The organism is Pseudomonas sp. HY13-MNA-CIBAN-0226 (assembly GCF_040310305.1).
GTDB lineage: Bacteria > Pseudomonadota > Gammaproteobacteria > Pseudomonadales > Pseudomonadaceae > Aquipseudomonas > Aquipseudomonas gregormendelii.
Genome location: NZ_JBEOPS010000007.1, coordinates 218,054 through 233,142 on the forward strand (window position 1 = coordinate 218,054; position 15,089 = coordinate 233,142).

General features: G+C 50.4%; 12 protein-coding genes and 2 pseudogenes. 6 read left to right on the top strand and 8 right to left on the bottom strand.

What is annotated here, in order from left to right:
- Positions 1–24 precede the first annotated feature (24 nt).
- Together AAEZ05_RS10190 and AAEZ05_RS10195 are read left to right on the top strand one after the other, a co-directional pair.
- Positions 25–3,420, top strand: coding sequence for a bifunctional diguanylate cyclase/phosphodiesterase (locus tag AAEZ05_RS10190; protein WP_350647195.1), 3,396 nt, complete (start codon positions 25–27; stop codon positions 3,418–3,420).
- On the top strand, positions 3,417–3,629 hold the full coding sequence (locus AAEZ05_RS10195; RefSeq protein WP_350647197.1) for a hypothetical protein: 213 nt from the start codon (positions 3,417–3,419) through the stop codon (positions 3,627–3,629). Before AAEZ05_RS10190 ends, AAEZ05_RS10195 begins: the two co-directional genes overlap by 4 nt.
- Before the next feature lie 71 nt (positions 3,630–3,700).
- Here the strand turns inward: AAEZ05_RS10195 and AAEZ05_RS10200 are convergent.
- From AAEZ05_RS10200 to AAEZ05_RS10215, 4 genes and pseudogenes are all read right to left on the bottom strand, one after another.
- Positions 3,701–4,885 (bottom strand): annotated as a pseudogene (locus AAEZ05_RS10200) (zinc-dependent alcohol dehydrogenase).
- 346 nt (positions 4,886–5,231) lie between these two features.
- Positions 5,232–5,666 (bottom strand): hypothetical protein, encoded by a 435-nt coding sequence (locus AAEZ05_RS10205; RefSeq protein WP_350647199.1) that lies wholly within the window; start codon positions 5,664–5,666, stop codon positions 5,232–5,234.
- 223 nt (positions 5,667–5,889) lie between these two features.
- On the bottom strand, positions 5,890–6,144 hold the full coding sequence (locus tag AAEZ05_RS10210; protein WP_350647201.1) for a hypothetical protein: 255 nt from the start codon (positions 6,142–6,144) through the stop codon (positions 5,890–5,892).
- A 100-nt stretch (positions 6,145–6,244) separates the two neighbouring features.
- Positions 6,245–6,604: an SDR family oxidoreductase gene (locus tag AAEZ05_RS10215; protein WP_350647203.1), complete on the bottom strand. Its 360-nt coding sequence runs from the start codon at positions 6,602–6,604 to the stop codon at positions 6,245–6,247.
- Positions 6,605–6,922: 318 nt separating this feature from the next.
- Between AAEZ05_RS10215 and AAEZ05_RS10220 the strand changes: the two genes are divergently transcribed.
- Together AAEZ05_RS10220 and AAEZ05_RS10225 are read left to right on the top strand one after the other, a co-directional pair.
- Complete coding sequence (locus tag AAEZ05_RS10220; RefSeq protein WP_350647205.1) at positions 6,923–7,333, top strand: response regulator; 411 nt, start codon at positions 6,923–6,925, stop codon at positions 7,331–7,333.
- A gap of 181 nt (positions 7,334–7,514) precedes the next feature.
- The gene (locus tag AAEZ05_RS10225; RefSeq protein ID WP_350647265.1) at positions 7,515–7,598 is read left to right on the top strand and encodes a DUF2934 domain-containing protein; all 84 of its coding nucleotides are present in this window, start codon (positions 7,515–7,517) and stop codon (positions 7,596–7,598) included.
- Between the two features lie 840 nt (positions 7,599–8,438).
- Here AAEZ05_RS10225 and AAEZ05_RS10230 read toward each other — a convergent pair.
- The 4 genes and pseudogenes from AAEZ05_RS10230 to AAEZ05_RS10245 form a co-directional block, all read right to left on the bottom strand.
- Positions 8,439–8,666, bottom strand: coding sequence for a PLD nuclease N-terminal domain-containing protein (locus AAEZ05_RS10230; protein WP_350647207.1), 228 nt, complete (start codon positions 8,664–8,666; stop codon positions 8,439–8,441).
- An 897-nt stretch (positions 8,667–9,563) separates the two neighbouring features.
- A pseudogene (locus AAEZ05_RS10235) lies at positions 9,564–10,060 on the bottom strand (CinA family protein).
- 124 nt (positions 10,061–10,184) lie between these two features.
- Complete coding sequence (cydB, locus tag AAEZ05_RS10240) at positions 10,185–11,204, bottom strand: cytochrome d ubiquinol oxidase subunit II (RefSeq protein WP_350647209.1); 1,020 nt, start codon at positions 11,202–11,204, stop codon at positions 10,185–10,187.
- Between the two features lie 12 nt (positions 11,205–11,216).
- Positions 11,217–12,593, bottom strand: a complete 1,377-nt coding sequence (locus tag AAEZ05_RS10245; protein ID WP_350647211.1) for a cytochrome ubiquinol oxidase subunit I — start codon at positions 12,591–12,593, stop codon at positions 11,217–11,219.
- Between the two features lie 415 nt (positions 12,594–13,008).
- Between AAEZ05_RS10245 and AAEZ05_RS10250 the strand changes: the two genes are divergently transcribed.
- Together AAEZ05_RS10250 and AAEZ05_RS10255 are read left to right on the top strand one after the other, a co-directional pair.
- Positions 13,009–13,485 carry a PA2171 family ribosome-binding persister protein gene (locus AAEZ05_RS10250; protein ID WP_350647213.1) on the top strand — a complete coding sequence of 159 codons (477 nt, stop codon included), beginning with the start codon at positions 13,009–13,011 and terminating at the stop codon, positions 13,483–13,485.
- A 257-nt stretch (positions 13,486–13,742) separates the two neighbouring features.
- The gene (locus AAEZ05_RS10255) at positions 13,743–14,951 is read left to right on the top strand and encodes a zinc-dependent alcohol dehydrogenase (protein ID WP_350647215.1); all 1,209 of its coding nucleotides are present in this window, start codon (positions 13,743–13,745) and stop codon (positions 14,949–14,951) included.
- Positions 14,952–15,089: the final 138 nt, after the last annotated feature.

The window sequence follows — 15,089 nt, forward strand, 5'->3', positions numbered from 1 at the left end:
GGCTGAATTTTGGAAAAATCACGTATGGCGAACTCTAACTTGGAACAACCTTCATTCCTTTTTGGAAAATGGCCACTCCGATCCATTTTCTTTCCATTGAGCATCCTCCTGATTGGAATTTTTCTATCGATCAGCCTAGGTCACTTGGACGTTCAACAAGAGTTGAGTGAGGATAGAGCTCAAGTCACTGCAAAATTAACGGGCGTTCGAGCTCATTTGGAAGGGCAAATACATTCGACGTTTGACGTTACCGAGGGTATCGCTCAGCTATTGAGGATGGACGGCGGCATCACGCCCGCGCATTTCGAAGGCATGGCTAAGCAGGCAATTGCATTGCAACCCCACATCCATCACATCGCTCTTGCTCCTGGAAATGTGCTGCTAAGCGTTTACCCGCTTAAGGGAAATGAAGCCATTTTAGGCGTCGATTATCGCAATGTGCCTGGTCAATATGCTGCGGTATTGCGATCTCGCGAATCGAGAGCCCCGCTGCTAGCCGGCCCTATTGATCTTTTCCAAGGAGGACGTGGTTTTATCCACCGACGCCCTGTGTTTGTCACCACCGAAAATGGCGCTGAACACTATTGGGGTAGTGCTTCAGTGGTGACTGATGTAGATGCGCTGCTTGAGTCGGGCGGCATAATCGCGACAGGCACGTTAGAGCTAGCATTGCGAGGAGGTAACGGCTTAGGGAACAACGGCGAATGGATTTGGGGAAATCCAAAAATCTTTCAAGAAGGCGCAATCACAACGCCGGTTGATGTGCCTGGCGGTACGTGGGAACTCGCTGCGATTCCTCGGAATGGCTGGAGAAGCGAATCGCTGTGGGGATCACCCCTGTTTCTTTTCGCGCTTACCTGTACCGGTTTTTTCACTTTTTTCGCCGCTCAACTTAGCAGAAGTCACCGCCTTGTGCGGCAACGTCATGCCGAACTCGCTCGAGAAGTCGAAGTTAGGAAAAGTGCTCAGTCATCTTTAGTGCAAAGCGAAGCTCGCTTTCGCGCCCTCTTTGAGCGGTCTCCGGATCCGACTTGGATACTGCGCCGTGGAGGTATTTGTAGCGATGCAAACGCTGCAGCGCTCGAAGTGTTCGGCTATGAAGAATTAGCTACATTACATAAAATTAAAGCTACAGATATTTCTCCGCTTTTTCAAAGTGATGGCCAGCCCACGACAAGTAAAGCCCAAGCCATGTTGAACACGGCAATAGAAAAAGGTGTACATCGTTTTGAATGGCTCCATAAGCGAGCCGATGGAAGTGTTTTCCCAGCCGAGGTAACCCTTTCCACGGTGAACTTATCGGACGAACTGATGCTATATGCGGTCGTGCGAGACATTTCTGACCGAAAAAAAATCGAACAAGCGTTGCTGACCCAAACGGCGCTTTTACAAGATGTAGTGGATAACGCACCATCTTTAATTTATGTATTCGATATTGAGGGTAACCTTCAGCTCTGCAACCTGATGTTTGAGCGGGCAATAGGCCTATCATTTGAAGATATGAAAGGTAGGCCACGGGAAAGCTTCATTTCCAATGGCGAAGCCGTCACTCAGCGTCAAAATGACAAACAAGTGCTAGCGACCGGAAGCGCCATGCGTTTTGAAGAACAGCTTAAAAAAGACAAGAAGACACATGTTTATCTCACGACCAAATGCGTCCTTCGAGACAATGGCAAGCCTATAGGTGTACTTGGCATTTCTACTGACATCACAGAAATTAAACAAAGCTCTGAACAATTGCGGCTTGCTGGCGTCGTCTTAGATAACGCCGCTGACGGTGTGATTATAACGTGTGCGAAAGGATATATTGTATCCGTAAATAAAGCATTTTCTACTATCACGGGATTCAGCGCAGAGGAATCTATAGGGCTAAAGCCACAAATTCTTATTTCAGAAGAACAGGATCTCGATTTCTATCGAGCTATTCTCGAGAGCCTCAGAGTAGCCGGATTTTGGCGGGGCGAACTTTGGAATCGTCGGAAAAATGGCTCCCTTTACCCAGAGTGGTTAACCATAAATACTGTTTTTGATGAGTTCGGTCGACCAGTAAACTATGTGGCTGTATTTTCAGATATCTCAGCCATCAACCAGTCTCAATCCGATCTAGAGCGAATGGCGCATTATGACCCAGTTACGAGCCTACCGAATCGAGTCCTCTTCCACGAAAGACTTCAACATTCCTTAAATCTTTCGTTGAGCTATGCCCAGACGCTTGCGGTGCTAGTCGTGGATCTAGATGGTTTCAAAACCGTGAACGATAGTCTTGGTCACTCCATGGGAGACTTGCTTTTACAGCAAGCAGGAACGCGCTTTTCACAGTGTGTGCGACTAGAGGATACGGTCTCTCGCTTAGGCGGGGACGAGTTTGCATTTATTTTAAATAACCTCAGTGAACCAACCGATGCCACGGTCGTCGCCAAGAAACTTCTGATGTCACTGCAGGAACCTTTTGATTTAAAGGGAAATTCAACCCTGCTGACCGCCAGCATTGGTATCGCCGTGGCTCCTCAGGATAGCGAAACTCCTGAGATATTGCTCCGGCAGGCTGATACAGCGATGTACGGTGCCAAGGAGGGAGGCCGCGACGATTATCGCTTCTATCAGCCCGAAATGACTATACGCGCAAACGAGCGATTGAATCTTGAACGCTCGTTACGACGCGCAGTAAAAAACCAAGAGTTTGAAGTTTGGTACCAACCGAAGATCAACCTAATGAGCGAAGAGGTTGAAGGTGCTGAAGCGTTGGTTCGTTGGCGAGATCCTATTCATGGTCTGATCTCTCCGGCAGACTTCATTCCCTTAGCAGAGAGCACCGGACTGATTATTCAGATTGGGGAACTGGTTATTGACATAGTCTGTCATGACATTCGCCACTGGATAGATAACAAAATACCTCAAAGAAAAATCGCAGTTAATGTGGCGACGCTACAAATTGACAGAACTAATTACGTTGCAACGCTTCTGAATGCTCTAGGTAAATATAACCTTCCGGCAAGTGTCCTTGAGGTTGAGGTTACAGAGAGCCTCATGATGGTCAGTCCTGAGCACTCCAGAGAAGTATTGAGCACTCTACAAAGCCTTGGCATCACAACCGCGATTGATGACTTTGGTACAGGATACTCGTCGCTTTCTTACCTGAATATCTTACCCATCAATAAATTGAAAATTGACAAATCTTTTATTGCGGATTTGCCTGTCAATAAAAGTCGCGCCGCTATAACTAGGGCCATAGTAGAACTGGGTCACGCCCTGGGTTTCAAGATTGTTGCCGAGGGTGTAGAAACACTCGAGCAAAGCGCGTTTCTAAAAAATATAGGATGCGACCAAGCACAGGGGTATCTCTATGCTCGACCTATGCCTGCGACTGAGTATGAAAAGTGGTTAAAGAGCCGCGATGGTACGAACAGGAGTAACCTATGAGCGAAAATACGTTGATTATTGGGATACTCAAAACCCTGAATGAAAATCAGCACGCATTAGCCGCAGCTGTGGAAGAAATTTCAAACCGACTTGATCAAGAAGCATCATCTATCATGGCAATGAATATAAATGGAGCACTCGATATTATTAATGGAAACACTACCTATATTGGAGACGCCCTCGAGACTCTTGAAAAGTTGAAGAATTAGCGAGGAACCTCCTTAATGAGACAGCCAGCCACCTTGAGAGGAGCGCGGGCTTTGGATTTAACGCAGTTTTCCTAAATTCGGCCCAGGTTCATATCCCGGGCCTCGTTTTCAGCGGCAGTCGTCTCAAGTTTGACCTTGATCCAACCCGATTCATGGTTGTCAAACGCCTTGAAGGCGCTAATAGCATCGACCAACGGTTCAGCCTGAGTGAGTATTTTTGAAGGGTCAACGCGACCTGCAAGAGTCATCTCGATGAGCTTAGGGATATATTTTCGGTGATGACAGTTTCCCATGTTCATGCGGATGTTCTTGTTCATTGCTGCACCAATGGGAAAGCTTTCGAACCCAGCTGGTTACACCCCGATGATGGAAAGTATGCCCGCTTTGGCTAACGCCGCCACTGCCCATCGCAAGGCTTGCGAAGGTTCATCTCCTGGCTGCCATTGCGCATGCCCATGAGTCTCAGCGTGGTGGGCATGATTTGCGTCTATACCCACGGCGTCTATGGCGCGATCAACTCCTATGTCGGTCGTCAGACGAGCGATAGCTTGAACAGGATCTTCTACTTCGAAATTAATGCATTCGGCACCGAGTTCTTGAGCGCGATCCAGCCTGTCTGATAAACCATCAATCGCAAAAACCCTACCAGCGCCCATCAACTTTGCACTTACAATTGAAAAAAGACCTACTGGCCCGCATCCAAACACGGCGACAGTATCACCATCCTTGATTTCCGCCATCTCAGCTCCAAACCAAGCGGTAGGAAAGATGTCCGACATCGCAATCGCTTGGTCGTCCGTAATTTCATCCGGAAGTTTGATCAATCCGATGTTCGCGAAGGGGATGCGAGCTTTTTCAGCTTGGAGTCCATCGAAGGGGCCGGTGGTTTTTGGGCCTCCAAAGAAAGAAGTCCCCGCCGTTTTTCCGTTAGGATTAGCAACGTCACACTGGGAGAAATATCCGCCTCGACAATACGAGCAGTTCCCGCAAGCGATGGTTGACGAGATCAGTACACGGTCACCTACCTTCAGATTACGAACGTCGCCTCCGAGCGTCTCGATAATCCCAACACCTTCGTGGCCAAGAATCGTACCGGCTAGCATGTCTGGAGCACTACCTCGGATAAAGTGCAGATCCGTTCCGCATATGGCAGAGGGGGTAATTCTGACAATGGCGTCTGTTGGGGCTTGGATAATTGGTTCGAGAACGTCGTCCAACCTGATGTCGCCTACGCCATGAAACACGACAGCTTTCATATCTCACCTCGTGATTTTTTCAAGGGACACAGAAGGTGGAGGAATATCTGGAGATTAGGGTTCACTCATAAAAAGGAGCAGCTGACAAACGGCGCATGCACCGCCGTCGTCTATTGTCACAATTATCCCTGTTGCACTGCGACATGCTGCCGGCCAATCACTTCGGTATAAACCCCTACCAAGCTGGGCAGCATCAAACTGACTAAAAGGTGGTGCCAGATTTGGAATTGCAAAACAGATGCGATAGAGGGAGATAAAATCTTAAGATTTTTCAATCGGCATAGAGGATATGCGTAACAATACATTTACCTTTGCACCCCCAAATTCTTTTCGCCATCAACGGGCGTCATCGCAACAAATGGCCCGCCGCCCGTGCCCGCAACGCCATCACAAGATTCGCTGGTAATTTTTTAATTTCATCAGGCCAAAGCGCCAAATGTCCTCGATACTCTTTCGATTCATCATCAGATTTTGATACATCAGCCAGCGAGAAATTATGTCGACTCAGGTAGGCCGCAGAAAAGTCATCTGCCAATGACCTGGCAGACTCTCCGCTTGACGCTAGGCACCAACGCGCTATTACGATTACCCGCTCTTTAGGTGTGAGCGGTGCTACAGCATCTATAAAATTCAGGATATATTTGTTATAGAGCAGCGCGCCTTGCTCGGGTTCATCCGTAGGATTTCCCGGACAGTGTCGTCGTTCCCAAGGGAGCATGTAAACCATTTTGTCCATCATTGGCTTGAGGACATAATCAGATGGCTTAACCAATCGCTGCATAATTTTATCCTGAAAAAATTTGGTTAGTTCCGGGTTTTTCCCTTGTGGAGGCCAAAGCCCCGCAGTACTTATGTTACACCGAGTTACTTGAGACATAAGCTATGTTTGCCACGTCCACACCAAGTACGGCTAGATCGCTCATTGCAACACTGTCACTGTACGCCACCGAAGCTTAAGTTAAACATTTTTAGTGCAGAAAAAACGCATGTACTTATTGTAAAACTTAAGACATAACCGAGATGGGCAATGAAGTGGATTCTGATTCTGAAATGAACTGATCGAGACGCTGGATATTGAGACGCCGGCACTCGGTCTCGGCTTCTTTACGGCATTGATAAGCATTTTGCAGGCGCAGCTTTTCCTCGTTGTCATAAATATTGAAACCTATGGGTGAAGTTTGACAGTAGAAACGCGATCCATTGCGCATTGACCCCGTTTCCGTGGGGATTGCAGGAACAACCACAAATCTCGAATTCATCTTCACGCTCCTCTCCAAGCCTCCTTTACTCTTAGCGGCTGTAAGCAAACTCAGCAAGTAATGAGCAGGGAATCCGATGAGCAGCATGAACCTTAGCTACCTATTCAATTGGCGGTGGGGCATTGCTCGCCAGGAAAATGAACAACATCGACCAATAGCAACTCCACGGTTTTGAATCCGGCTGCGCGGGAGGCGAAAAGATGACGCCTGCATGCGACTTCCTCAGGGCACCCGGCTTGTGCAAGGGGGTGTGCCATGCTGCGTTGAATTCTGAAGCAGCGCTCGATCCAGTCGCAATCCCACCCGGTGCTACCGAATTCACGGTGCCGCATCGCGCTGTCCCATGTGCCAAGCTCCTGCTCATAACAGCCATTCCAGCTTTGGCGGCAGCATAAGCGGCTTCTCCCGAACTACGGCGTGAGCACCCGTTGTAGCACTGATATTCACGAATCGGCCACAACCTGCGTCACGCATCCCTTGCAGCACTCCTCGTGGTAGAAGAAAGTGAGTTGTCAGGTTTCGAGCAATAGAAAGACACGAGGTGTCGTAGCTTATAGCTGCCAAATCTACACATGGCTCAGGATGTCCTTGAAGCGGCCATGGCTGCATTATTGAAGAAGAATCGATGCGACCCCATACCGATTAAGCCTAAGCCGTAAGCGCGAAAACTTGCGACTCATCGGTCAAGTCTGCGGCTTCGACCTCAAACGATATTGGACTACACTGAGCGCTCCCGTTGCAATATTTCGCCAGCTATCGCTGACTGAGGAGACCATGCGTGAACGTGAATTGGGATGGGATATTGCCGGTTCAAGGGGAGATAATCGTCGTGGAAGACGATCCGACCTTACGCTCGCTGATGATAGATATCGTTGCGGAGTTGGGCGCAAAGTCAGTCGCATTTGAAACGGCTGACGACGCGTTAACCTATCTCCTGCAAGCGCATGACCAATGCCGGCTTGTGATTGCCGACCACAGAGTGCCCGGGCAGGTCAAAGGTATTGAGTTCATTGAAATGGTCAGAGGGAAATGGCCGTCAATCGAAGCAATTTTGACCTCTAGATATCAAATAGAACCAGAAAAAATACCGGCCGGCACTTCCTACCTTCACAAACCCTGGTCGTTAGACGATCTGGTCATCGCAGTAGCCTCGCTTCTTCAGCCAGAGGCACCTATCAGTAAATCCTGAAATCATCACGGTAGAGATTCAATTTGCTAGGGAAGCGCAGTGAGACAAATCGAACGAAGTAACGTGCCTTGTGAAGCTCAGCCTAGGACGTTGAGAGTTCACACCCATTAGTGGCCACCAATGGGGAGCTTGTCCCGATAGGCTAGTCTGAGCACTGGGCCAATCCAGAGGAGTGATCATTGTGAACGAGCAAAAAATCAAAGAAGCAGCCTATGTGCTATGGGAGAAAGACGGCAAACCTGATGGACGTGACCTAGAGCATTAGTTCAAAGCAAGCAATATGTCTGGCGAGGAATCCGATACGGGTGTAGATCGCTCTACACTCTCGGATAATCAAGCAGGCCCTAGTGGTGACACTTCTGTTGCGCAACAGAGGACTGCAGTGACTGATAACCGCAAACGGAAGAAAACCAAAACCTAGGACGGATAGCGTATCGATAACTCATATCATCCTGGGGGTCTTGGCACCCCGCGAAGCCCCCAAGGGCTGGGTCTGGAGACTCGGGGCTAAACGCCCTCCAGCCTTGCATCGGAGCTGGAAGATTGTTTCCCAATAGGAATACAGCACAGCCGGGCGAGGAAGACTGGTCTTTAGGCGGCATTATCGCGTTATGCCCCCCCGTTGAGGGCAACTGACGAGCGGCGTGGGTATGGAATTTTTGACGTGGCGAGCTGTAACCTTGGCACCGGAATGCCGGTACTACCGAAATACACCGACCTATGTGTTGTCTGCAAATAGACTGGTTGAGCTCACCATCGACTATCCTGAAGCGCAAATCAAATAATCCGACACGATCGGAATGATGAGTCAATACGACCCATCACGCATTGCACTAGTTTTATCGTATCTCATGGCAACGCTGTGCGAAGAAATAATCCTTGAGCGAAGATTAAAAAAACCCGCACGGCGTGCGGGCAACAGGAGTATTTTTTTCTGAGCAGCCTGCATAACGTGGCAGACCTAGTATTAAGATTCACCGGTATCGCCAGCCGTTTCAATTATTTCAGCAAGCAGTTGAGCTAACTGACGAATGGCTCGTTCATACAGGAATCGCAGTTGCCCTGAGAACCTAGCCTACAGGGCTCTTATTTCCCCCCTCCTCGCTTACCCTTTGCTGTGCTCGGGTGAGGTAGGCCCATGCTTAATCCCCCGAGGGCCTGCTACGCCCCAGACGATCAGTCCAAGCACCGGAAAAATGATGAGGCCAATGGCCCAAGCTGCTTTCACACCCACTGTTTTGTCGCTACGGAACACACTGATAATTGCCCATAAATCTACAAGCAAGATGACGACCGCCATGGCAATCGCAAAGTAGCTGGTTGCTTCAGACATGATTTGATCCTCCAGAGGCTAGTACGACTTAGGCCTCGGGATTTCGTCGTTGTTCAGACCAATTCACTGAAGAGGATAAGGAGCGCATGGATCAGGTTTAGCAGGCGACTATCGATCTTTTGCCGTTACGCTCGATGATTGCGAATTTATCTCTAGGGCCACGATGCCTTGGGTAGCCCGCCTGGCAGCTCCTGCTTGAGAGTGGCCAATGGAGATCTGCGCAGGCTGATGTTGATTGTACCAATCGATGTCCGAAGACCCAAAGAGTGCCGCAAAGTCACTCAGAAATCAGTTCGCAGTGGGACTGCACTTCAATTGGCAGTTTTAATGGCATCCCATTTACCAGGCTTCAGACGTACCTACCCCAAAAAATTCCCGCTTTGATTTGGGGCCAAAAAAAAGCCAGCCGGCCTTCGGCCAAATTAACGACTAGCTGCTAAGCCAACCAATCGCCTGAAGGCACTAAGCAATTCTGCGTTTTGCTACAAAGGGTAAACCCAAGAAAAAATCAGCTTGAACGTAGATTCAGAAACGGTTTCGAGCTCCGAGGAAGCTTTTTGAGAAAGCTGTTTTTTGTTCTCAATATATACACTCCGTTTGTCAAAAAAGAATTCAAGGGGGTACTCGAAAATAAATATCCCTTGACAATCCTAATGGTGCGGAAAGACTAGTGTTCTCGGTATCTGCTCGTCTTCGTCGGTAAGGTGTACTCATCGAAAAGCGCTGCACTTCTGTGCGTCGCACTCTGAATTGGTCGCTGTAGCCGCATGCGCCTGGGCAGAAAAGCTCTAGAATTTGTATCGCATTTCCCTTAAGGGATTTCTCGGCAGCCATCGCTGAAATGCCCTATCTCTGCGCCCCGCAAATCTCCGCGCAAGGAGTCATCGCTCACCAGATTCAACCTCGTTCACCCAGTAGAGCACGACGATGGAAATGGGGCAGCCACTCCAACGCGTATTCCGAAGCATCTGCTTGCACCTGACAGCGCGTACCAAAAAACCGCTGCACGCGACTGAAAATACACTGTTCGGGTGATTGAAAAGCCCAAGCAAAACACACCGTGCCTGCTGGTATGCCGTCGATGTCTTCAGGGCCGAGAATGCCTGTGGTGGCTAAGGCGACATTGGCAGTACTGTCACGTAGCGCGCCATTCGCCATCTCGCGGGCGACTTCGACGCTTGTAATATTGAATGTCTCGATAGTGGGGGACTGACGTGCAAAAGCCGTCGTTTAGCCTGTGGTGAGTAGACCACATAACCCGATTCAATGAATTCGCCACTGCCTTCGACCTCGGACAGCAACGTAATTATTTTGCCCGCAGTGCAAGACTCAGCGGTCGATAACACAAGGCAGTTCTCGCGCAAATAGCGGACGGTGCTCGCGGCGATGGACATGGCGACGTTTCCTCCGATTGCTGACTGGTTGACTCCTGAAAAGCGTGTCCATTCAAAATTCTACAAGCCGCGTTGCTGGCAGATATTTAGCGGCGATTGTGACCTCTAGCGCGGTCGATTTTAGCTACAGGTTCGGGGATGATGGATCAACGACTGGGTCAACCTTTCCGCTAAATACCCTGAAGCCGTAAGTGTTGTAAACAAGTGTGACCGGTATCAGGAAGGCGAAACCCACCAACATGAATAGCTGAGTGGAGGGACTCGAGGCGGCAGCCTGCAAGGTCAGTTGTGGGGGCACAATCAGCGGAAACAGCGCTGTGATCATCAAGGCAAACGCCAAGACAAAAATTCCCAGTGCAGCGAACAGCGGCAAATATTCACGGCGACTTTTGAACCCTAAAGCAAAGCCAATCAGTAGTGCGATTGAGAGTGTTGAAGCGGGCAACCATACCATCTGATCTGAAAGACGATCCGCGTAGCGGACGTCCAGTGCGGCTGTCCAGCCGACCAACACAAGGAGCAGCACAACCGTGACGAAACCCAGCAATCTGGTTTGTTTTTGGGATCGCAGTTGCAGATCGCCCAACGTACGCCAATACAACCAACAGCCGCCTAGCCACGTGTAGCCCACTATAAGCACTGCGCCACAATATAAGGGGAACATCCCCGTCCACTCCCAGCCGTCGCCGCTGTATTGCCCGTCATGGTTTGGGACACCTTGTACCAGCGTTCCCAGAACTATCCCTTGGCATCCACCTACGACAGCCGAGCCGGACGACAACAGAACGTCAACCGCGCGCTTGATGCCATCGCTGGGGGCATGGTCACGAAACTCCAACGCGACCGCACGAACAATCAATGCCAGAAACATCAGCACAAACGGCGCATACAGCGCCGGCAGCAAAATGGCGTAGGCCAGCGGAAACAAGGCAAGCAGGCCACCTCCTCCCAACACAAGCCAGGTTTCATTGGCATCCCATATGGGCAAGATGGTAACCGCCATGGCACGACGATGCTTCGAACAGCGAGTAAAGCCCATCAGAATACCAACCCCTAAATCCGTGCCGTCCAGGAGTACATAGTTCAACACCGAGAAGCCCAAAGCGGCTGCGGACAACAAGGTCAACCAGTCAGTGCTAAACATGGGTGCATGCCCTCAGGATTTACCTGTTTCGTCAGCCAAAGTGGGTTGCGGCCCAGCCTCATCCGCGTGAGGCGGTTCTCGCAACAGCCGTAGCAGAATCCATAGCCCAACACCGAAGGTCACCAGATAGAACATAAGGATTGTCCACGTTGCCCCGACCACCTGCTCCCGAGAGACCGAAGAGAGACTGTCAGCCGTGCGCAGTAATCCGTAGACAGTGAACGGCTGGCGACCCACCTCTGTGACGACCCAGCCGCAGAGCATCGCCAGAAATCCAGCCGGTGCCATCACCGCACCCACTCGTAGCATCCAGCGCGTGCCGTATAAACGTCCTCGCCACCGTAGCACCAAGCTAGTAAGCCCCTGCCCCAGCATCAACAGACCCAAACCAACCATGATGCGAAATGCAAAAAATACCGCTGGCACCGGTGGAATATCCTCCGGCGGAAACTCATCCAACGCGGCGATAGTGCCACTGAGATCATGCCGTAAGTACAACGACCCTATGCGCGGAATAGCCAATTCCCAATGATTGCGCCGCTCGGTCATGTCAGGAATTGCAAACAAGCGTAAGGGTTCGCCTGCACCTTCAGCCGGGCGAGTCCAAGAGCCTTCAATAGCTGCCACCTTCTGCGGCTGAACTTCGAGGGTGTGTTGACCATGAAGATCTCCCACGACGATTTGCACGGGCGTGATTAACACAATCACCCAAAGCGCCATGGAGTATGTACAACGGGCACGTGGATTCGCGGGTGCCCGTAAAAGCTGCCATGCACTTGCACCCTCCAACAGAGTAGCGGTACCGAGAAATGTGGCCAGCGTCATATGGACGAGCCGATAAGGGAAAGAAGGGTTGAAGATGATTGCCCACCAGTCCTCGGCAATGAAGGCGCCGTCAGGGTTTACGGAGTATCCGGCGGGAGTTTGCATCCAGGAGTTGGCAGACAGTATCCAGAAAGCACTCATGAGCGACCCGAATGCCACTGCGCAGGTGGCGAAAAAGTGGATCCTTGGGCCCACCTTCTTCAATCCGAACAACATGATGCCGAGGAATCCAGCCTCTAAAAAAAACGCTGCTAGGACTTCGTAAAACATCAAGGGGCCGAGAATTCCACCAGCCTGAACCGACAATCGCGACCAATTCAGTCCGAACTGATATTCCAGGATTAAACCGGACGCCGTACCCACCGCCACGGTGAGGGCGAAGACTTTTAGCCAATAACGGTAAATGTCGAAATAAACCTTTAGGCCACGCCAAAGCCAGAGAGCTTCGAGCATCATCAGGAAATTGGCGAGACCGATGGTGAGGGATGCCAGCACGATATGAAAGCTAATGGTGATCGCGAACTGAGCACGCGCTGCCGCGAGAGTGGATTCAGCCGCGTCCATGATACCCACCTATCGATAGCGAACACTTCCAGGAAGCAGCGAAAAGCAGCATCCAGCAACGGCCAGACACACCCAAACTATTGGCGGAATTTGGCATGAAATCTGTCCGAGGTAATTTGTCAGTTGACTCCTACTAGTATCAATGATTCCAATCGCTCCCGCCGAGTGTGCCAGATGCCAGATGCCAGATGCCAGATGCCAGATGCCAGAAGATAGATGCTTCCGCAATCTGCAATTCAAATGTCAAACAATCATGCAAAAAACCCGACTCGCCCGGTCAAGGCATAACACAACTCTTTGAAAAGCAATGATTTCTAGTACGAAAGTCATTGGCACATCCGATGCAAGTAAGAGTTTGAGAGCGTCGGCACCTTGATCGACGCGCGTCCGACCATGATCACTGAAGGAATCCAGCATGAACGCCATTGACCTCTTGAAAGCAGACCATGAGCGCGTCAAAACCATCCTGACTCAACTAAGTGAGTCGACTGAGCGCGGCATCAAAAAACGCAGTGAATTGCTGGCCAAACTGGAAATGGAGATCACCATCCACACCAAACTTGAGGAAGAAATTCTCTACCCTGCCTTCAAAGAAGCAGGTGGGAAGGAGCAGGAGGAGATGTATTACGAAGCGAAGGAGGAGCACCGAACCGTGGACTCCCTCGTATTACCTGATATGAAAGCAACAGACCCGGGTACTCCGGAATTCTCTGGGCGTGTGAAAGTGGTCAAAGAACTTTTGGAGCATCACATTGAAGAAGAAGAAACTGAGATGTTTCCGCAGGCAAACAAGCTTCTTGGTAAGACCAAGCTGAATGAATTGGGTCAGCAGATGGAAGTAATGAAAGCTGAATACAAAAAATCGCTCTCAGATCCCAGCCTGACCGCATGATTGGTATGTTGGGCCCGGCTTAAAGCTGGGCTTTTTTGGCGTAAAGCCATGCCTATATGGGAACTTACGGACTTCTAGCGAGAAGTCGCCTCGAATAATGCCTGGAGGCACACTTTAACACCTTAGGGAAAGCTTTCGCCGGCCAAAGGCAGGCTCTTGTCACGACCGCTAGTCTATCAGTGTTTTTATCTCTGAACTTCACCCACTCATTGCTCCTCTCCCATTTACCATCCAGCTAATGAGAGGGGTAGAAAATCATGAGAGCACTCACCTACCACGGCGCGCATAGCGTAAAAGTTGATACCGTCCCCGACCCGATTATTGAGGACAGCGATGACATTATTCTTCGAGTCACGGCCACCGCGATCTGTGGATCTGATCTTCATTTGTATCGGGGAAAGATCCCAACTGTTGAGCACGGCGATATCTTCGGTCATGAATTTATGGGGATCGTTGAAGAAACCGGTTCGGCAGTCACTGCCGTTCAACCAGGCGACCGTGTAGTCATCCCTTTCGTCATCGCTCGCGGAAGCTGCTTCTTCTGTCAAATGGATTTATTCGCCGCGTGTGAAACCACGAATACCGGGCGAGGCGCAATTCTGAATAAAAAGGCCATTCCATCCGGTGCAGCTCTCTTTGGCTTCAGCCATATGTACGGGGGCATACCTGGTGGACAAGCAGAATATGTGAGAGTACCCAAGGCAAATACTGGGCCTTTCAAAGTACCAGGGACACTTTCAGACGAAAAGGTTCTGTTCCTGTCCGACATCCTGCCTACCGCATTTCAAGCCGTGACGAACGCAGGGATTGGCAAAGGCTCAAGCCTCGCCATCTATGGCGCAGGCCCTGTTGGTTTGTTGAGTGCCGCGTGCGCAAGAATGCTCGGTGCGGATCAGATCTTTATGGTTGATCACCACCCCTATCGTCTGGCTTACGCGCAAGAAACCTATGGCGTGATCCCGATCAATTTCGATGACGATGATGATCCTGCAGACACGATCATTCGACAAACCAAGGGCATGCATGGTGTTGATGGCGTGGTGGATGCTGTGGGGTTTGAAGCAAAAGGCAGCACCACAGAAACCGTCCTCGCCACACTCAAGCTTGAAGGCAGTAGCGGCAAAGCCTTACGACAGTGCATTGCTGCCGTTAGACGCGGAGGCGTCGTCAGTATGCCAGGGGTTTACTCAGGCTTTATCCATGGCTTCCTGTTTGGAGACGCGTTCGACAAAGGCCTGACCTTCAAAATGGGGCAGACACATGTTCAGCGTTATCTCCCAGAGCTCCTTGAACATATCGAGACCGGTCGCCTAGCACCCGAGGTGATCATCAGCCATAGAATGTCGTTGGAACAGGCTGCAGAGGGCTACAAGATGTTTGACAAGAAAGAAGATGATTGCAGGAAGGTGATCTTGACGCCGGGCGGTAGTCAAACTCCTCGACCTGGTGTGGCAACGGCAACTTAGACGCGAACACCCAAGTCTAGCTGTGGGCTGATGGAAAGTGAGATATCTTGAGCTTGCGCGCATGATATCTCGCCAGTCACCGCTTGGGAGCTGACATTGAAGAAGCCGATCCAGCATTTTTTGCCCGACATACGCTTG